The organism is Mycolicibacterium sp. XJ662, from assembly GCF_053484035.1.
The window spans coordinates 1-18,264 of record NZ_JBEFTL010000001.1; the positions used below are offsets into that span (position 1 = coordinate 1).

Sequence of the window (18,264 nt, forward strand, 5' to 3'; positions counted from 1 at the left end):
ATCGGCCATGAACATTTTCGACCATCAAACTGTGCCGATTCGCTGGTCTGAGGCCGCACATCGTTTGGCCGGCGAACTAATACGCCGCGCTGAGGAACCACGACTTGGCGACAGTCGCGGCATTGCAGCGGCACTGGTAGGAGAAGCAGTATGCAAGCGATCGTCCGCCTATGGCATAGCGGCTGAGCTCCGTGAAATCACATCGCAGGTTGGGATTCTGTCTCGCAAAGGCGTTCTACATCGCCTTCTGGGCCGCTGAACCGGCACACCCGCGCCGCACCGCTCCCGTCAGCGGTACGCCGACGGTGAGGAAGACACCCGGCGACGACGTCGCACACCGATGCAGAACCCCTGGCTGCGCACAACCCGCACAACCCCAGGTGCATGGGGTGCAGCCCGGACACCCTGAACGAGCTGCACATGACCGTATTCCGGTCGGGGCAGCAGGTGTACACCGACGTCGCATACGACGAACGCCACATCGACGTACCCGAGCCCAAGGCGGCGCAATCGCCGCAACGTGCGACGACCTGTTGAGCTTCACCCTGTGAATCACCGGCACGCCCGCGGTTGCCCGCAACTCGCGGTCGGCTACTGCGCACCGGTACCACTGCATTTCGAGGCCGACATCACCGATGAGTTGCTCCACTCCGCCAGTACGTTCCGGCGCGTTGTCGGGCTTCCTCGACTTGCGCCACACCGAGTTCGTCGCCGGTCGGCGCGTCGTGCAGATGTCGGTACGCGAGGATCTGTTGACACCGTAGGGCATTGCACGGAGGGTGTCTGGCGGCGCTGGTCGAACACTGTCTGGGCGTGGTGTTCTACCCCGTCACTTCGCCCGGATCATGGGTTGACCACAGAATTCAAAGACAATTTGTTGCGGGCATGTTCAACGGGGTGTGCATCTCGGTGGCCGACATACTGTTGTTGGCCAAGCGTAGCGGCGTGGCACGGATCGACATCACCAACAACGGCACGTTGGTGTGCGCGGCTCAGGGCACCGCCACGATCGCAGCGCCGGAGGCGGCCGAACACCCTCTAGCGCGGCCGTCATGCCTGGTGCGGCGTCGTGGGTCGGCTCGGACGCTTATCGGGCGGGTGCGCGGTGTGGCCACCAGCTGGTCTCGCGGAGCAGTGTGGCGATGGCGGGCACTGTGAGGGTACGTACCAGGAAAGTATCCAGCAGCAGTCCGCAGCCGATGATCAGGCCGGTTTGAACCATGATGGCTATAGAGCCCACCATGAGGCCGAACATGCTGGCGGCGAAGATGAGTCCTGCGGACGTGATGACCGAGCCGGTGTTGGCGACGGTGCGCAGAACGCCGATGCGGATGTTGTTCGTCGACTCTTCGCGCAGGCGCGATACCAGCAACATGTTGTAGTCGGCGCCGACGGCAACGAGGATGATGAAGGCGAGCAACGGTACCGGCCAGGCGATGTCGTGGCCGAGCCACCATTGGAGCACCATAACCCCGATCCCCATGGACGCCAGGTAGTTGAGGACGACGGTGCCCAGCAAGTAGAGCGGGGCGACGATGGCGCGCAACAACAGGACGAGGATCAGGCTGACGATGATTAGTGTCGCGATCGCCAGTAGGGTGAAGTCGCTCCAGAGCAGTCGTTGGATGTCGGAGTTCACGGCCGGGAATCCCGCGACGGACACTGTGGCGTCTGCCAGTGAGGTGTTGGGTCGTGCGGTGTTGGCGGTGTCGACCATTTCGTGAGCGAGGTTCATCGCCTCGACGCTGTAGGGGTCGACAGCCGACTCGATGACGAAACGCGCTGTCTTGCCGTCCGAGGATAGGAATTGTTCGGCGACATCGGCGAATTGACGGTTCTCGAAGACGCTGGTCGGCAGGTAGAAGCCGCTGGAGGTGTCGGAGCCGACGCTGGCTCGGGCGGAGTCCTGAAGTTGGGCGGCGATCTGGCTCATCCCGGAAAGCATTTCGATGTTGCTGTCGACGAGTGTACGGACACCGGCGGCCAATGCCTTTGCGCCCGAGGCGAGCTCGCTGATGCTGTGTTGAAGGCGCTTGATGTTGGCGGCGAGGTCGCCGTGGCCGGCGATGCCGCCGTATGCTTTGTTTACTGCGGTGACAGCTGTCTGCACCTGGGACAGGGTGCCGGTGACGGTGGCGTCGGTGGCGGGGTTGTAGCGGTCGCCGAGACTGGCGATCTGGTCGAAGAATCCGTTGTTGCGCAGGGTGATCAGGATACCGATCTGGTCACGGATCTGTATGCATTGCGGTGTGGTGGTGCACCACGGGGAGGACTCGAGGACACCCCGGAGGGGGTCGATGATGGTGATCGCGTTTCGTGTTTGTTCGGCGAGCGGACGCAGACCGGGTCCGAATTGAATAGCCCGGTCCACGGCGGGCGCGGTAGTCGAGAGTTGTTGGAGCAGGGGGGCGAACCGGTCGACTTGGGTCGCCGTGTCCTGAGCCTGGGTGAGCAGGTCGATCAGCGGACCGAGGGCAGTTCGCAGGGTGCGGTCCAGTTGTGCAAGGCCAGCGGCGAGTTGGTCGGCGCCGCTGGTGAGTTTGGCCAGATCGTCTTTTCTGGCGTTGCCCTCGGCCGCTTCGTCGGCCATCTTGTTGCCGATCTCGCCGTTCTGCCAGGACAATTGCGCTTGTTCGAGGCGTTGACCGGCGGGTCGGGTGACACCGGAGATCGTGGCGACCCCGGACAGCTGGGAGACGCGTGAGGCCATCTCGTCGAGGTCGGCCAACCCTTTGCCTGTGCGCATGTCGGTGGGGTTCTCGACAACGAGGAACTGGGTGATCACAACGTCTTTGCGGAAGTGCCGGTCGAGCAGTTGATAACCCTGGTTGCTCTGCGTGGACCCGGGCTGGCCTTTGCGATCGTCGTAGCTGATGCTGATGGTGGCCGCCGCCGCTGACAGCGCCACCAAGATGACCAGGCTGACCGTGAGTAGTGGTACCGGTCGGCGCACCACCGCTACGGCGATGCTATTCCAATACCGTTGCGTGCGATCGGGTTTCGGGTCTCCGATGCCGCGCCGTGCGGCCACGGCCAGAACCGGCGGTAGTAGGGTGACCGTGGCCAAGAATCCGACCATCACCGCGACCGCGCACGCCGGCCCGAGTGCGGCGAACACGCTGAGCTTAGCAAAAATCATGGCCAGGAACGCGAACGCGACGGTCCCCGCAGAGGCAAGGATGACCCGCCCGATGCTGGCGGTCGCGTCGATGGCCGCTTGGTCGGCGAGGACGTCGGCACGGCGTTGTTCGTGGTAGCGGCTGATCAGGAAGACGCTGTAATCGGTGCCCGCCCCCAGCAGGATCGCCGTCATGAACGCGACAGTGAATTGTGAAACGGGCATACCCATCTCACCGAACACGGAGAGCACCCCGCGTCCAACGGCCAGGCTCAACCCGATCACGAGCAGGGGCAGCAGCGCAGTGAACACCGACCGGTAGACGATAAGCAAAATCAACGCGATCAGTCCTGCGGTGGCGATCGAGATGAACAGCAGATCGTGTTCGGCACTGGCGATCTGATCGCTGAACGTCGACGGCGGACCGGTCACGTGAACCGTGGTCGATGTGCCGGCGAAGACATCGGTGGCAATCGCGCGTACCGCCGTCACCGACTCCGCAGCCGTCGGATCGCCCAAAGTGCCGGCGATTCCGACCGGCACGAACCAGGCCTTGCGGTCCTGGCTGACCGCCTGCGCTTCAGTGACGGGATCGGCAAGCAGATCCTGGACCCGCAGAACATGTTCGGTGTCAGCGCGCAGGCGATCGACAAGTTCCTCGTAGCGCTGCCGCGCCTGGGGCGTCAGCCCAGACTCGTCCTCCATGGCCACGAACAACATCGTCTTGGAGCCCGGCTCGCCGAAGGCTTCGCTCATGCGGTCCACCGTCTGGAACGACGGCGCATCACGGGGAACCAGATCCACCGACTGCTGCCGCACCACCGTCTCCAGTTGCGGAAACAGCACGGCCAGAACCACCGCCGTGCCGATCCACAAACCGATCACCAACGCCTTATGCCGAAGCGTGAAGGCGCCGACGGCCGCGAGCCGGCGACTGTACTCAGTGGAACCCGATATGTCGGGAGTGGCGCCGCGACGGCCAGCCGTCGCCAGGTTCACCGCTGAGCCGGTCTCGTCTTCGCTCACGCCGACGTGGCGGGCGCTTCGCCAGCAGCGGCGTCGGCGCCCTCGGGCAGATCGTGACGTACGAACCGGACTCGGCCGCCCGGCAGACAGGCCATGTAACCGTGGTGTTTTCCATAGAGTTCCCAAGCGGCAGCGTGCTCGTCGGAGTGCACGTGGATACCGTGCCCGCGTGAGAACTCCAGGTGCAGGGCGCCATCGTCGCCGCACCAGGCCTGGGTGCATGTCGAACCAGCCAAGTCCAACAGGGCTCTCTCCTCGGGCGCGACGCAGTGGGGGTCGATCAGCACATCCTCGGCGGGGAACGCGCCGGCCGGCGGCAGCCTCAACCGGAACGGCCGCGAGATGACGACCTCGTTGTAATCATCGAGGTTGAGGACCAGTCCGTCGCGCAGACCCATGCGCTGGACGGCGCACGTCTCAATCCACTGCTTGAGCATGATCTTCCCTCCGCACGTCGCCGAACAGGGAAAAGGAACTGTCGGTATCGCTACGCTATAACCGGTAGCGTTCCAACGCAAGGGCGCCGGGTGTCACACCGAGCAGCAGCGACACGCCGCGGTCGATGTTGCAGCGAGCTGCGTGGGCTGATAGTCGCCCGCCGACGTATGCAGTCAAATTCGCCAACCACACGTCAGAGATCAGGCCGGCGATCTGTCGATCCCGAACCGTCGGTCGCTCACCGCCCATCGCGTGTGCCATCAGCCCCTCGATGACGCTTGCCGCCTCGTCGACGTCTTCGGCGGCGGACGCGTCGGCAGCGACGAAAGCGCGCACCACGGCCTCAGTGAGAAGGGGATCGCGTTGCCACTCCGCATGCAGGCGGGCGGTCAAGCTAGTCAGCGGTCGCTCGGCTGCGATGCCGTCTGCGGACCAATCGCACATCTGCTCGATCCGAGTGAACTCCCGAGTCAACGCGTTGACCAACAAATGTGTCTTCGACGGGAAGTACCGATAGAGGCTCCCGACGGCCATGCCGGCACGTTCGGCCACGGCTCGCATCCGAACGGCCTCGTAGCCACCGCTTCTCGCGATCGTCAACACCGCAGCCAAGATCGCGTCCCGGCGCGACGATGAGCCGTAAACCTCCGGCGATGCCACCCCGGCGAGAGACGCGTCCACGGTTACCGGAGACGTCATCGCAACACCTCCAATGCCGTCCGTGTCGGTGCGCTACCGGTTGTACCATGACGGGGGTTGCCGGAATGGCACTAGCCTCAATTCCACAATCGCCGAAACGAGTCACCATGGTCGAAGATGCAGCACTCAGTGCGGCTGATAACGATGCCGATCCGCGTCGCGCGCGGTCACGGAATCGTCTATTAGACGCTGCCGCAACTCTTTTGAGTACCGGCGGTGTTGAAGCGGTTACGGTGGAAGCCGTCACCAAGGCCTCGAAAGTGGCCCGCACGACGCTCTACCGGCACTTCAGCAGCTCATCGCACCTGTTAGCGGCGACCTTCGAGCGCCTACTACCCCAGGTGACCCCTCCCGCCCCCACCAACCGCGCCCTCCGAGAGCAACTCATCGAACTGCTGACCCGACAAGCCCGACTGTTCAACGAAGCTCCTCTACACGTCACCACGCTGGCATGGCTGGTCCTGGGGCCGACCAACGTGAAGGGTGAAACCGACGGTCAACAGGCAACCGGTGCCCTGCGTGCACGCCTGATCGACCACTACCGCCAACCGTTCGATGCGCTGCTGCGAAGCCCCGCAGCGCAAGGCCAACTACGGGACTTCGACCTCAACCTCGTGCTGTGCCAAATCATCGGCCCACTCGCATTCGCAAAGATCACAGGATTCCGAGTCATCAACGAAGACGACTGCACGCGCATCGTCGACGACTTCCTCACCGTCCACCAGCAGAAGATCACACCACCGGTAATGGCAGACAAAACTGACACTCGGCCGAAGTGAATTACGCCCTCCCATTCCCACAGCCGAGCACTGGGTGGCCGTGAGGGAACACCAAGCACCACGCCAGCATCGTCGTCACCATCCGGAGAGTCCGATGCGCCACGCCGACCACAAGAAGGGAGCTGCCAAGAATTCGCCAATCACCGGCAACAGAGAGGTAAGCGCTCAGCGACAAGAACTGGCAGCTCTCGAGCCAGCTGTCAGCCGTACCACGATCGATTACCCTTAGCCAGCCGGTTACTTGATTCATCGGACCTGCTATCTGGAGCGACGACATCCGAGTTGGCTTGCCGACGATGGGCGACGGAAAGGATGCCCTTGTGGCCAGCAAGCTCGACGACGGATCAGATACTCAGCGCGAGAAAGGCGTTTGAGGGCCACGCTGCAGCGTCATACCAGCAAGTCGAAAGTACCGATGTGGCGTACACGCAACTTTCAGCAGACCCACGACCCGGACGTCGGCGCGCAGACCCAACGGGCTTGGGACACAGGCATTGTCGAGTCTGACTAACTGTAAGCCCAGCTAGCGGAACTGTTCACAGGCCCGCGCCGGGATTACTCTTGGACACGGCGGCGTTTGTCAGTGCATCGAGGAAGGAACCACGATGCGAGGTCTGAGAATTCGTGTGGCAGTCGGGGCGTTCGTTCTGGCGGCGGCCGCGGGCTCAGCCGGCGTCGCCGCCGCGGTGCCGTCGGGCCCGTGTCAGAACGTGACCTACGTCGGTGTGTGCGAACGGCTCGGTGACCAGCCCCGCACGCCGCCGAAGCAGGCCAGGGGCGAAGTCATCGTGACCCCCAACGATATTCAGAACATCGGCTGACCAAGCGATTTCGCGAACCCGCTGACGTCGCGGATGCTGGCGTCGAACACCTCGGGCATGACATGCGGTAACAGCAGGTCGCCACCGTGGCAGGTGCCGGCCACCACGCGGCCCACGGCGGGCACGCCCGCGCGGACGAGCCGGCGGTAGTACAGCAGGCCCTCGTCGCGCAGCGGGTCGAGCTCGTTGACCGAGATGACATGCGGGGGCATCCCGGTCAGCTCGTCCTCGGTGGCTGCGCCGGCCCAGCAGGTGGCGTCGTCGGCGTGCGAGCCGTCCGGGTTGTAGATGGAGCCCAGCAGCGCCAACTGCTGGCGGCTGACGAAGTACTCGTCGTTCTCCGCCAACGACGGCAGATCGTTACATTCGTCGAGCCAGCGGTTCGAGATATAGGGGCATTGTGCGTAGAGCCCGGCGATGTCCCCCAGCCAGCCTTCCCGTTTGGCCTTGTGCGCGACGGTGAGGGTGAGGTTGCCTCCGCCGGACTCCCCCGACACGATCAGGTGGCTGACGCCGAGCTCCGCGCGGTTGGCCGCGACCCACTGCACGGCAGACGCGCAGTCGTTCAGCCCCGCAGGGAACGGGTGCGGGCCGAGCTTGCCGCCCGAGTTGCGGAATTCCACGCCGACGACGACAACCCCTGTGGCAGCAAGGTATTCGCGAAGCCGTCGGTAGCTCACATCGCCGGCGCTGCCGATGGCCATCCCGCCGCCGTGCAGATGCACGACGGCGGGCAACGCGCCGGGCGCCCCATCCGGACGGCTGACGTAGACGGTGATGGCGTTGTCGTCGACGCCGGTGATCTGAGTCGTCGTGGTGGTGACGCCGGTGACCTGCGGTGCGGCCTGGGCGAAGACGTCCAGGATGGCCCCCATGCCTTCTTCGTTGATCGCGGCGTACTCGAGCCGGTCCGCCAGCGGCGAGTCGACAGTCAGCGGCGCAGCCGGGAGGCGGCCATCGAGGCCGAACGGCGCGAACGCCTTGACCATGCGCGGATCAGCGCGCGGATCCGTGCCGAGTGTGGATTCGGGGTCTGCCAGACGTCCGTACATTTCGCGACCGTACAACGAGGCAGCGTTGTTGTGGTGCTACCTGGGCTATTTGGTCGGCCATCTGGAGTCGAAGATGTCCAGCGCGTGCGGCAGACCCGATCGGTAGCGGCCGCGGTCGAGCTCCTTGAACGGGCCCCACCACGGCGCCTGGAACAACTCGACGATCTTGACCATCTCGCCGTTGTAGCCCGATGCCTGCAGCACCCCGTTGGCCGCGTAACGCCCGCCCTCGTTGGCGCCTTCCATCGTCGTGACGTTCTGATCGGTCTTGACCCAGTCGCCCGCCAGGAACAGGTTGTCGATCCCCGTCACCGCGTTCGGCCTGCGATGCCACGAACCCGGATCCTGGATGAACAGCGGTTCGTCGTTGCGCACATCCGGGGTGCCCGAGCCGATGATCGCCGGGTCCAGAAACCACGAGTGCACCATGTCGTCGTCGACGACCTTGCCGGTGTCGTTGAGGTGGGCCTTGATCTGTTGCCACGCCTCACGGGCGACCTCCTCGGGTGTGCAGTCGCGGGCGCTCTTGCCGTTGAAGTTGCCCGGCGTGCTCCAGTCCGAGATGATCGCCGACATACAGTCCTTGACGGTGCCGTCGCCGTATTCGGTGAGGCTTTTCTTCCAGAACTGCTCCTGGCTGATCGACGTGATCGCCCAGCCGGTGTCGACGTAGTTGACGTGGCCCTTGGTGACGTCCACGCGTTCCTTGAGGTAGAACATCAGGCCGTTCATCCACTCGGTGCGCAGCAGCGCGATGTTGGCCAGCTGCGGGTCGGCCTCGATGACGTCGTCGGTCAAGACGGTGGCGAGCTTTTCGCACGGCACGGCCGAGATGTACCAGTCGGCGACGACGGGTTGCGGTATGCCGCCCTGGTTGACCACGGTGGCCGACTCGATGTGCCTGCCGTTGGGGGTGAACCGCGCCAACGCCTGACCGACGCGGAACTGCACCCCCTGGTCGCGGAGGTGCTCGATCCACGGGTCCAACCACTGCGAGCTCGTCGGACCGTTGAGCACACGGTCGAAACCCTTGCCGTCGATGTCGTTTCCGAACATCAGGATGGACCAGACCGAGGCTTCGCCGACCAGCCCGATCGAATGGGCGCTGGCGTCTTTGGATTTGGAGGCGGCCAGGTTGCGGATGATACCGTCGGCCAGATAGCGGTTGTATTCGCGGGACTTTCGGTTCGCGCCGATGTAGTCCTCCCACGTCATGTGCTCCCACTGCCCGAGTTTGCGTTCGGTGCTGCTGGTGACATAGACCGCGAGCTTCTGCGCGGCGTACACCGCCTCCAACGGCGGCAGCCGAAACAACGTCTCGAACACCGCGGTGACCGATTCGATGAACACTTCGGGGGTGATCGGGTTGGGGATCGTCGGCAACGGAAGCGGCAGCGGCACAGTCAGATCCGCACGGCCCATCCCGGAATGCAGGTACGACGTGGCGCGGGTCAAGTTGTCCCAGGCGCCGTTTCGGTTGCCGGGGAAGGGGACCCGGCGCATCGTGTTGGTGACGTTCTTGTAGAAGCCGGGGAAGAACCGGAAGCCGTGTTCGGCGGGCAACGGGGTGGCGCCGGAGTCCGGGACCGGTATCGAGCGGGCCTTGCCGCCGAGTTCCTTGCGTTCGTAGACGGTGACCTGGTAGCCGCGGTCGACGAGTTCGTGCGCGGCGGTCAACCCGGCGATGCCCGCGCCGAACACCGCGACGGTCTTGCCGGACTGGGCACGGGCCCGCGGGGGCATCGAGGCCAACGCGGCCGCCGCCGCGGTTCCGGCGAGGAACGTCCTGCGGGACAGGTGCGTGTGAGACGCATCACCCGACATGCCGATAAGTTAATGGTGATTCTGCTTCGGAGGGCGGCGACACGCCGTGTGGCGTCAGGTTGCTCCAGCTACGGCTTGGTCGCGGCGTGCAGCGCCACGATTCCGCCGGTGAGGTTGCGCCACCGCACCGAGGACCATCCGGCGTCGGCAATCTCGCGCGCCAGCCCCGGCTGGTCAGGCCACGCGCGGATCGACTCGGCGAGGTAAACGTAGGCTTCCGGGTTCGACGACACCGCGCGGGCGATCCGCGGCAGGGCCTGCATGAGGTACTCCTTGTAGGCCGTCGCGAACAGCCGGTTCGTCGGCGTCGAGAACTCACAGACCACCAGCCGCCCACCGGGGCGGGTGACCCGCGCCATCTCGCGCAGCCCGGCGGCGTGGTCGACCACGTTGCGCAACCCGAAGCTGATCGTCACCGCGTCGAAAACGCCGTCGGCGAACGGTAGTTGAGTGGCGTCGCCGGCCACCTTGGGCACATCGCGGCGCTGACCCGCGGCCAGCATCCCGACGCTGAAATCGGCGGCCACGCACCACGCACCCGAGGCCGCCAACTCCACCGTCGACACCGCGGTGCCCGCCGCCAGGTCGAGCACCTTGTCGCCCGGCCCGATGCGCAGCGCCGCGCGCGTCGCGCGCCGCCAGAACCGGTCCTGGCCCAGCGACAGCACGGTGTTGGTCAGGTCGTAACGGCGTGCGACCGCATCGAACATCGACGCGACGTCGTGCGGGTCCTTGTCCAGCGTCGCGCGGTTCACGGCGTCGACGCTACCTGTCGGCCTCCCCTATCCTGCCGGGCGCTCCCCGGCGAGCAGACGCAGAAACCCCCTTTCGGACGCAATTTCGGGGCCTTCTGCGTCTGCTCGCGAGGAGAAATGTGGGCTGAACGTCACGCTCACGCGGCCTTGAGGCGGCGGTGCCCGATTACGTCGTCGTAGTGGTCGAGCAGCTGGTCGCAGATGGCCGGCCAAGTGCGGGCGAGCACGCTGCGCCGCGCGGCCACCGAATAGCGGGCGCGTTCGGCGATCAGGTGGTCGACGGCCGCGGGGAGCTTGCTTTCGAATTCGTCGACGGCCAGCAGCAGCCCGGTGCGGTAGGGCGCCACCAGGTCACGCGGGCCGCCGGCGCTGGGTGCGACGACGGGCACCCCGGAGGCCATCGCCTCCTGCACGGCCTGGCAGAACGTCTCGTGTTCACCGGGGTGGACGAACACGTCCATCGACGCGTAGGCCGCGGCGAGCTCCGTACCGTACAGCGCTCCGGTGAAAACCGCTGAGGGCAGTGTCTTTTGGAGTTTAGCGCGGTCGATACCGTCGCCGACGATCACGAGTCGCAGGTCGTCGCGGGCGGCCAGCGGAGCCAACCGCTCGACGTGTTTTTCCGGGGCGAGCCGGCCCACGAACCCGACGATGGGTTTGTCGTGCGGCGACCACCGGCGACGTAGCGCGTCGTCGCGGGCCGACGGCACGAACCCGGCGATGTCGACCCCGCGCGCCCACGTGTGTACCCGCGGAATGCGGTGTGTGATCAGGCTTTCCACGGCGGCCGACGACGGCGCCAGGGTGCGGTCGGCACGGCTGTGCAGATGTCGGGTCCACGCCCATGCGGCGCGGGCCGTGAAGCCGACGCCGTAGCTTTGCGCGAAACCGGCGATGTCGGTTTGGAATACGGCGACCGTCGGCACCCCGAGGCGGCGCGCGGACTGCAGGCCGCCGTAGCCGAGCAGGGCCGGTGACGCAAGATGCACGACGTCGGGGCCGAATCCACGCAGGACACCGAGCATCCGCGGGCGTGGCACACCCAGCGGTAGCGAGTTGATCGCGGGGAACATGTGTGACGGCACGCGGTGCACGCGGATACCGTCGTGCACCCGGGCGGCGGGCGGTTGGCCGCGCGGGGTGTCCGGGGCGATGACGAGGGCTTCGTGACCGGTGCGGCGCAGATGCTCGAGCACTCGCAGCACCGAGTTCGTGACGCCGTTGACGTTGGGGAGGAAGGACTCTGCGACGATGGCAACGCGCACACCGGAAAGGGTGTCAGCGGCGGTTGTCGGCGAGGTTGCGGCACGGGGTACGGCGGGCGAAGACCTGGTGGATTGTGTCGCGTAATGTGCCCACTGGAAGGCGGTTGACATGCGGATATCGCGGATCCTGGCGGTGCTGGCGGTCGTGGTGGCGCTCGTCGCGGCGGGGTGCACCCGCCACGTCGCCGGCGCCGCGGAGCCCGACCCCGACAAGCCGCCCGTCGAGCTGAGTGAGGACGGCTACGGCGTCGTCGCCGGGTTCGATAACGCGCGGGCGCACATCGAGATCTTCACCGAACCGCAGTGCACGCATTGCGCTGATTTGCAGGCCGACTTCGGGGATCAACTCGCCTACTACATCGCTGTTGGTCGGTTGAAGATCACCTACCGTCCGCTGACGTTTCTGGACACCGAGGCCGACGGGCATTCGGCGCGGGTGAGCAACGCGTTGTTCCTGGCCGCCGACCCCGAGGCCACCGGTGCGGCGTTCCAACGGTTCGTCGAGGAGCTGTGGGCGCATCAAGAGCCCGGCGGCCCGGGGCCGAGCGACGACGAAATGGCTGGGATGGCAAGGGAAGCAGGGCTTTCCGACAGTGTGGCCAAGCGGGTGGCGACCGGCGGGTCGGCGGTGAACGTCGCCGATATGGAGGTGACGAACTTCGGTTACCTCTATCAGATCGATCCGCTGAGCACCGGGACGCCGACCGTCTACGACCTGGTCAACGACGAACGCCTCGACATCTACGACGACGCCTGGCTGGAGAAGCTCATCCAGTCGTGAGCTAATCCGGCGCCGAGACCGACGAAACGGCGGAATCTTTCCCGCCCGGTTGTCCCTTTCGGCGTTCGAGGCGCTGGGTGAGCCGGCGCTGGGCCAGGCTGGATCCTGCCAACGCCACGCCCGCGATCAGCCAGCCCACCACCGCGATCGAACCGGCCGGGATGATCGCCAGCGACGCGTTGCGGTCCTGCACCCGCACCAGATCCGGGTCGTTCACGTCGTATTCGACATAGATCCGCATCCCCGCCTCCAACTCCGACGGGTACAGCACCCCCAATTCCGGCCGATACGTCACCCGGTCCGGCGTCACGAACTCGATCGTCGAGCGCCGCGGCCCCGCGCTGAGCACCTCGGCCTCCGCCACACCCATATGCCGTTCGATCTGACGGTCGTTGCGCCATGCGCCCAACACCATCAACACCGACTGCAACGTCACCAGGCACGCCACGATCACGATGCCGATGCGGATCCGTCGAAACACCCGCTGGGTCCGCGACCCGTTCGGGTCCGCCGACAGGTTCGGAAACACGCTGTGCAGCAACGCGATCGGATGCCGCAGCCTGCCGAGGTTCACAGCGCCGCCTTGATCGACGCGTGCAACGCCCGCAGCGAGGACCGGTCCGCCTTCACCTCCAGCACCCGCATCCCGTCGAACGGTTCGTCGAGCGCATCGGCCAGCTCGTCGACCTCGAGCTGGCGGCTGTCCACGTGATAGGCCCGGCACAACGCGCCGACGTCCACGTCGTGCGGGGTGCCGAAGATCCGCGACGACACATCGGAGAACCGCGGATCGCCCTGCTCGAGCAGTTCGAAGATGCCGCCGCCGTTGTCGTTCGACACCACGATGGTCAGGTGCCGCGGCGTCGGCTCCGTCGGCCCGATCAACAGACCGGAGCTGTCGTGCACGAAGGTCAGGTCGCCGATCAGCGCGATCGTGCGGCCACCTGCGGTCGCCCGTTCGTGTGCCAGCGCCGCCCCGATCGCCGTGGACACCGTGCCGTCGATGCCGGCCACGCCGCGGTTGGAGCGCACCTTGATGCCGTGGGTGTTCAACCCCACCAGCGCCGCGTCGCGCACCGGATTCGACGCGCCCAGCACCAGCTGATCCCCCGGCCGCAGCGCGTCGGCCACCGCGGCGGCCACGTGCAGCCCCGTCGTCAACGGGTGCGCCTCGAGCTGGCCGTGGACCGCGTCGACGGCGTGCCGGTTGAACTCCTTACACCGCTTCAGCCAGCCCGGATGCGGTGCGCCGGTGGTGACGGCGCGGGTGCCGGTGGCCTGCGAGTTTCCCGACACGTCGGGCCAGCGTGGGCCCGTCGTCAACGCATAGACCGGCACCGACGGATCGGCCAACAGCGCGGAGACCGGCCGGTGCAGCGTCGGGCGGCCCAGCATGATGACCTGCTTGGGGTGGATCAGCGGCAACGCCAGCGGGTGCAGCGGGTTGGCGGCGGGCGGCGCCGTCGGTTCGGCGACGGTTGGCAGCTCGGCCAGGTTGGGGTGCTCGCCCGCGCCGTGGCCCGCGATGACGACGGTGTCGGGCGTGAGATCGATGTCCAGCGGCTGATCGAACGTGACGGGCGGGGTGTGGGTCCACGGCTTGCCGCCGGGCCGACCGTCGGGCACGTACGCACCACTGGCCCGCCCCTCGAACGCGTCGGGCACCAGCGGTTCCCGCAGCGGGATGTCGAACTGCACGGGCCCCGCGTTGGCTGAGCGGGAGCCCTTGGCCGCCACCAGGACTCGACATGTCGCAGAGCGCCACTGCGCGTTGAGTTCGGCCATCCGCTCGGTCGCCTCCTCAGCGAGGCCCAGGCTGATCGATTCGCGCACCTGGGTGCCGAAGTAGCCGAGCTGCTCGAAGGTCTGGTTGGCGCCGGTGCCCAGCAGCTCGTAGGGCCGGTTGGCGCTGAGCACGATCAGCGGCACCCGCGCGTAGTTGGCCTCCACCACCGCCGGGCCCAGGTTGGCCACCGCGGTGCCCGACGTCATCGCCACACACACCGGGGCCTGCTCGGCGACGGCCAACCCGATCGCCAGGTAACCGGCCGTGCGCTCGTCGATGCGCACGTGCAGCCGGATGCGGCCGGCCCGGTCGGCGTCGTGCAGCGCGAACGCCAACGGTGCGTTACGTGAGCCGGGGCACAACACGACGTCGCGTACGCCGCCGCGAATCAGTTCGTCGACGACCACGCGGGCCTGCGCGGTCGATGGGTTCACGACTCCAGACTATCGGCGAAGAACTTCAGCACCGCTTCGTTGACCGCCTGCGGCTGCTCGATGAAGCCCAGGTGGCCGGCGTCGGGGATCTCCAGGTAACGGCCGGTGGGGATGGCGTCGGCCACCTCGCGACCCAGATGCGGAGGCAGCACCACGTCGTCGCCGAACCCGATGACCAGGGTCGGGGTCGTGATCGCGCGGTACGCGAGCAGCCGGTTGCCCTCCGGCGCGACGCCGATCTGGGCCCGCAGTCCCGGGGTGGGCTTGGTCGGCCACATCATGAACATGTCGATCCAGTCGCGGACCTTCGCGTCGTCGTTGAGCGTTTTCGGTGAAAAGCTCTCCAGCAGACGGATTTTGGCGTCATAGCTGGGCGGCAGATCGATGCCGGCCTCGTTGAGCTCGCGCTCGGCGTCGCGGAAGAACTCGCGGGTGCGGTCCGCGCGGCCGCGGGTGGCCATCAGCACCGCGCGGTCGACCAGTTCGGGTCGCGACACCATGAGCTCCTGGGCGATGAACGAGCCCATCGACACCCCGACGATGCGGGCCGGCGCGGCGTCGAGCTTCTCGATCAGCGCCGCGGTGTCGCCCACCATCGTCTCGATGGTGAAGCCGCTGGCTTGTTCGGTGGCGCCCACGCCACGGTTGTCGAAGGTGATGCAGCGATAGCCGGCCCGCTGGAACTCGGGGACCTGATGCAGATGCCAGGTCCGGCCCGCACCGCCGCGACCGGCGATGAACACCACAGCGGGACCGCTACCGCGGTCGTCGTAGGCCAGATTCACGCTGACGACGGTACTTGGTCGCCTTCTCGCGGTGATTTCGGCGCGCTTTCGGACCGTGGCGGGGCGTGAGCGCGCCGAAATCGCCGGGAGTGGAACCGCGCGGCCGTCCGGCGCGTCCAAACAACCATGATCGACGAGTACTTGCGCCGCCATGACGGCGTGATCACGCTCGCCCAGGCCCGCGACGCCGGCTTGAGCCACAAGGTCGTACAACGGCGCGTGGCTTCCGGTCATTGGCGCAGGTGCACGCCCGGGGTGTACTTCGTCGAGGATCGGCCGTTCACCGACGCGGCGCGTGTCCGCGCCGCGGTGTGGGGTTACGGCCCACGGGCTGCGGCGAGCGGTCTGACAGCTGCGTGGTGGCACCACCTGACGAGGTTCGCACCCGAGATCGCCGAAGTCACAGTCCCCCGGAACAGTCACGGACGCAGCCGTGATGGCTGCCGGGTGCGACGGCGCGACCTCGGCCCGTCCGACGTCGTCGAGCTCGAGGGGATGCGGGTGACGGCGTTGGACCTGACGGTGGTCGAAGCGGCCATCCAGCGCGGTGACGGGGTGAAGTTGATGGATTCCGCGCTGCAGCGCCATGTCACCCTGAACCAGTTGTGGCGGGCGCATCTACGCAACAAGGGCCGGTACGGCTCGCCGCGGGCACGGCGGCTGTTGCACGCGGCGTCCGACGGTGCCCGGTCGGAGGCGGAGAGGCTGCTCCTCACGCTGCTGCGCAACGCACGGGTCACAGGATGGAAGGCGAACCATCCGTGCGGCCCGTACAAGATCGACGTCGCGTTTGCGGAGCTGAAAATCGCGATCGAAGTCGACGGCTGGGCGTTTCACAGCGACCAGGAGGCGTTCCAGCACGACCGGAAACGGCAGAACTATCTGATCCTGCACGATTGGCAGGTGCTGCGCTTCACCTGGCTGGACCTCGTCGAGTACCCGCAGCGGGTTCTCGCCGTCATCCGCTCACCGATTTCGGCGCGCTCACGGACCGTGGCGGGGCATTAGCGCGCCGAAATCACACGTTGACGCGCCCGTTTGAGCGCGGCGCTCCACACCAGCTTCACCGACGGCGCCACCTGGTGCGCCTTGACCATGTCGCTGGTCAGCAGCGCCGTCGCGGCCGCCTTGGTGGCCACCGACGCCTTGGAGGTGTGCCCGGAGTCGAACGGCGGTTGCGGGTCGTATTCGATGACCAGCTGCACCGCCTTGGCCTTGGCCTCGCCGCCGATCTGCCCGCACAGCCACATCGCCAGGTCGATCCCGGCCGACACCCCGGCCGCGGTCACGATCTTGCCCTCCCGCACGATCCGCTGGTCGCCGACCGGTTCGACGCCGAAGGCCTTCAGCGTCGGCAACGCCATCCAGTGCGACGTGGCCCGGCGGCCCTCCAGCAGCCCGGCCGCGGCCAGGATCACCGACCCCGAGCACACCGACGTCGTCCACGTCGAGTTCTCGTGCGCGCGGCGCACCCAGTCGAGCACCTTCTCGTCGCGGGCGTGCTCGAACGTGGCGCCGCCGCCGGGCACCAGCACGAGATCCGGTGCAGGCGTCTCGTCGAACGAATGCGTGGCGCCGATGAGCAGCACCCCCGAATCCGCTGCGATGGGCCCGGGCTCATGCCAGACGAACCGCACCTCGGTGTCGGGCAGGTTGCGCAGCACCTCGTAGGGTCCGATGAAGTCCAGTGCGGTGTAGCCCGGGTAGACCATGATCGCGATCTGCATGTCTTCTCCTCTATTAGGCGAACGTCTTGCGGTACTGGTCGGGTGAAATACCGAGTCGACGGACGAAGTTGCGGCGCAACGTTTCCGCGGTGCCGAAGCCGCAGCGCGCGGCGATCGCGGTGAGCGTGTCGTCGGTCTCCTCGAGCTGGCGGCGCGCGGCCTCGGTGCGGATCCGTTCGACGTAGGCGCCCGGCGCCTCCCCCACCTCGTCGGTGAACACCCGGGTGAAGTGGCGCGGGCTCATCGCGGCGCGCCGCGCCAGCTCCGGAATGCTGTGGGGTCCACCGGGTTCGGATTCGATGGCTTCCTGTACCGCCCGGATCGGCATGCGCTTGGCGCGCGGCATCCACACCGGCGCGGCGAACTGGGTCTGCCCGCCTGGCCGGCGCAGGTACATCACCAGCCAGCGCGCCACGGTCTGCGCGACGTCGGTGCCGTGGTCCTCCTCGACCAGCGCGAGCGCCAGGTCGATGCCTGCGGTGACACCCGCCGCCGTCCAGACGCGCTCGCTGCTGCGCACGAAGATCGGTTCGGGATCGACGGTGACCGAGGGGAATTCACGCGCCAGCCGGTCGGCGAACGCCCAGTGCGTGGTGGCCGGGCAGCCGTCGAGCAGACCGGCCTGCGCGGCCAGGAACGCGCCGGTGCAGACGCTGACGACACGACGTGCGTGCTGTGCGGCGGCCTGGACCCATGCGACGACGTCGGGGTCGGCGCGGGCGTCGTCCACCCCGGACCCACCGGGCAGGATCACGGTGTCGACGGGCCCGCGCGGGTCAGGTAGGGGTTGCGCGGCGAACGCCAGACCGGTGCCCGTCGTCGCCGGTTCGCCGTTTCCGGTGACGACGTGCACCTGGTAGCCGCCGCGGTCGTGGGCCTGCAGATACATCGCGGCGCCGGTGAACACCTCGTGCGGGCCGACCAGGTCCAACGCCTGCACACCCGGGTAGCCGAGGATGATCACCGTTCGCACG

At 66.8% G+C, this 18,264-nt stretch carries 17 protein-coding genes and 1 pseudogene; 6 read left to right on the forward strand and 12 right to left on the reverse strand.

Features of this window, described 5'->3' with window-relative positions; all coding sequences use genetic code 11:
• Together ABQE93_RS00005 and ABQE93_RS00010 are read left to right on the forward strand one after the other, a co-directional pair.
• The coding region (locus ABQE93_RS00005; RefSeq protein ID WP_448405216.1) for a hypothetical protein at positions 1-259 on the forward strand (259 nt) is incomplete at its 5' end.
• Between the two features lie 351 nt (positions 260-610).
• Positions 611-1,029, forward strand: a pseudogene (locus tag ABQE93_RS00010) (PaaI family thioesterase); the annotation flags it as partial.
• Between the two features lie 58 nt (positions 1,030-1,087).
• Here ABQE93_RS00010 and ABQE93_RS00015 read toward each other — a convergent pair.
• From ABQE93_RS00015 to ABQE93_RS00025, 3 genes are read right to left on the reverse strand one after another with little or no spacing between them, the layout of a single operon-like run.
• Positions 1,088-4,144, reverse strand: a complete 3,057-nt coding sequence (locus ABQE93_RS00015) for an MMPL/RND family transporter (RefSeq protein WP_448405217.1) — start codon at positions 4,142-4,144, stop codon at positions 1,088-1,090.
• Positions 4,141-4,581, reverse strand: coding sequence for a DUF6188 family protein (locus ABQE93_RS00020; protein ID WP_069406458.1), 441 nt, complete (start codon positions 4,579-4,581; stop codon positions 4,141-4,143). Before ABQE93_RS00020 ends, ABQE93_RS00015 begins: the two co-directional genes overlap by 4 nt.
• A gap of 55 nt (positions 4,582-4,636) precedes the next feature.
• Positions 4,637-5,281: a TetR/AcrR family transcriptional regulator gene (locus ABQE93_RS00025; protein WP_084223442.1), complete on the reverse strand. Its 645-nt coding sequence runs from the start codon at positions 5,279-5,281 to the stop codon at positions 4,637-4,639.
• Between the two features lie 107 nt (positions 5,282-5,388).
• Between ABQE93_RS00025 and ABQE93_RS00030 the strand changes: the two genes are divergently transcribed.
• Positions 5,389-6,060 (forward strand): TetR/AcrR family transcriptional regulator, encoded by a 672-nt coding sequence (locus tag ABQE93_RS00030; protein ID WP_069406459.1) that lies wholly within the window; start codon positions 5,389-5,391, stop codon positions 6,058-6,060.
• Between the two features lie 605 nt (positions 6,061-6,665).
• Positions 6,666-6,881 (forward strand): hypothetical protein, encoded by a 216-nt coding sequence (locus ABQE93_RS00035; RefSeq protein WP_069406461.1) that lies wholly within the window; start codon positions 6,666-6,668, stop codon positions 6,879-6,881.
• Here the strand turns inward: ABQE93_RS00035 and ABQE93_RS00040 are convergent.
• From ABQE93_RS00040 to ABQE93_RS00055, 4 genes are all read right to left on the reverse strand, one after another.
• Positions 6,866-7,933: an alpha/beta hydrolase fold domain-containing protein gene (locus tag ABQE93_RS00040; protein ID WP_448405219.1), complete on the reverse strand. Its 1,068-nt coding sequence runs from the start codon at positions 7,931-7,933 to the stop codon at positions 6,866-6,868. The two genes, ABQE93_RS00035 and ABQE93_RS00040, sit on opposite strands and share 16 nt — an antisense overlap.
• Before the next feature lie 45 nt (positions 7,934-7,978).
• Positions 7,979-9,757 carry a hydroxysqualene dehydroxylase gene (locus ABQE93_RS00045; RefSeq protein WP_448405220.1) on the reverse strand — a complete coding sequence of 593 codons (1,779 nt, stop codon included), beginning with the start codon at positions 9,755-9,757 and terminating at the stop codon, positions 7,979-7,981.
• A gap of 68 nt (positions 9,758-9,825) precedes the next feature.
• A complete protein-coding gene (locus ABQE93_RS00050; protein ID WP_448405222.1) occupies positions 9,826-10,512 on the reverse strand; it encodes a demethylmenaquinone methyltransferase in 687 nt (228 codons plus the stop codon).
• 137 nt (positions 10,513-10,649) lie between these two features.
• Positions 10,650-11,777: a glycosyltransferase family 4 protein gene (locus ABQE93_RS00055; RefSeq protein WP_448405223.1), complete on the reverse strand. Its 1,128-nt coding sequence runs from the start codon at positions 11,775-11,777 to the stop codon at positions 10,650-10,652.
• Positions 11,778-11,886: 109 nt separating this feature from the next.
• Between ABQE93_RS00055 and ABQE93_RS00060 the strand changes: the two genes are divergently transcribed.
• On the forward strand, positions 11,887-12,558 hold the full coding sequence (locus tag ABQE93_RS00060) for a DsbA family protein (RefSeq protein ID WP_448405224.1): 672 nt from the start codon (positions 11,887-11,889) through the stop codon (positions 12,556-12,558).
• Position 12,559: 1 nt separating this feature from the next.
• Here the strand turns inward: ABQE93_RS00060 and ABQE93_RS00065 are convergent, their stop codons facing one another.
• From ABQE93_RS00065 to ABQE93_RS00075, 3 genes are read right to left on the reverse strand one after another with little or no spacing between them, the layout of a single operon-like run.
• A complete protein-coding gene (locus ABQE93_RS00065; RefSeq protein WP_448405225.1) occupies positions 12,560-13,132 on the reverse strand; it encodes a DUF3592 domain-containing protein in 573 nt (190 codons plus the stop codon).
• Positions 13,129-14,778, reverse strand: coding sequence for a 2-succinyl-5-enolpyruvyl-6-hydroxy-3-cyclohexene-1-carboxylic-acid synthase (gene menD / locus ABQE93_RS00070; RefSeq protein ID WP_448405226.1), 1,650 nt, complete (start codon positions 14,776-14,778; stop codon positions 13,129-13,131). Before menD ends, ABQE93_RS00065 begins: the two co-directional genes overlap by 4 nt.
• Positions 14,775-15,563, reverse strand: coding sequence for an alpha/beta fold hydrolase (locus ABQE93_RS00075; protein WP_448405227.1), 789 nt, complete (start codon positions 15,561-15,563; stop codon positions 14,775-14,777). The genes menD and ABQE93_RS00075 overlap by 4 nt, the downstream gene beginning before the upstream one ends.
• A 126-nt stretch (positions 15,564-15,689) precedes the next feature.
• Between ABQE93_RS00075 and ABQE93_RS00080 the strand changes: the two genes are divergently transcribed.
• Positions 15,690-16,571, forward strand: coding sequence for a DUF559 domain-containing protein (locus tag ABQE93_RS00080; protein ID WP_448405228.1), 882 nt, complete (start codon positions 15,690-15,692; stop codon positions 16,569-16,571).
• On the opposite strand, the gene ABQE93_RS00085 is transcribed toward ABQE93_RS00080, so the two are convergent.
• On the reverse strand, positions 16,568-17,290 hold the full coding sequence (locus tag ABQE93_RS00085) for a DJ-1/PfpI family protein (RefSeq protein ID WP_448405229.1): 723 nt from the start codon (positions 17,288-17,290) through the stop codon (positions 16,568-16,570). The two genes, ABQE93_RS00080 and ABQE93_RS00085, sit on opposite strands and share 4 nt — an antisense overlap.
• Before the next feature lie 13 nt (positions 17,291-17,303).
• Entirely contained in the window at positions 17,304-18,254 is a 951-nt protein-coding gene (locus tag ABQE93_RS00090; RefSeq protein ID WP_448406465.1) for a GlxA family transcriptional regulator, read from the reverse strand.
• Positions 18,255-18,264: the final 10 nt, after the last annotated feature.

Bases quoted from the DNA above. Each gene is read 5' to 3' on its own strand.
- ABQE93_RS00020 (WP_069406458.1), bottom strand. From the start codon at position 4,581: ATGCTCAAGCAGTGGATTGAGACGTGCGCCGTCCAGCGCATGGGTCTG.
- ABQE93_RS00025 (WP_084223442.1), bottom strand. From the start codon at position 5,281: ATGACGTCTCCGGTAACCGTGGACGCGTCTCTCGCCGGGGTGGCATCG.
- ABQE93_RS00030 (WP_069406459.1), top strand. From the start codon at position 5,389: ATGGTCGAAGATGCAGCACTCAGTGCGGCTGATAACGATGCCGATCCG.
- ABQE93_RS00035 (WP_069406461.1), top strand. From the start codon at position 6,666: ATGCGAGGTCTGAGAATTCGTGTGGCAGTCGGGGCGTTCGTTCTGGCG.
- ABQE93_RS00040 (WP_448405219.1), bottom strand. From the start codon at position 7,933: ATGTACGGACGTCTGGCAGACCCCGAATCCACACTCGGCACGGATCCG.
- ABQE93_RS00045 (WP_448405220.1), bottom strand. From the start codon at position 9,757: ATGTCGGGTGATGCGTCTCACACGCACCTGTCCCGCAGGACGTTCCTC.
- ABQE93_RS00060 (WP_448405224.1), top strand. From the start codon at position 11,887: ATGCGGATATCGCGGATCCTGGCGGTGCTGGCGGTCGTGGTGGCGCTC.
- ABQE93_RS00080 (WP_448405228.1), top strand. From the start codon at position 15,690: ATGATCGACGAGTACTTGCGCCGCCATGACGGCGTGATCACGCTCGCC.
- ABQE93_RS00085 (WP_448405229.1), bottom strand. From the start codon at position 17,290: ATGCAGATCGCGATCATGGTCTACCCGGGCTACACCGCACTGGACTTC.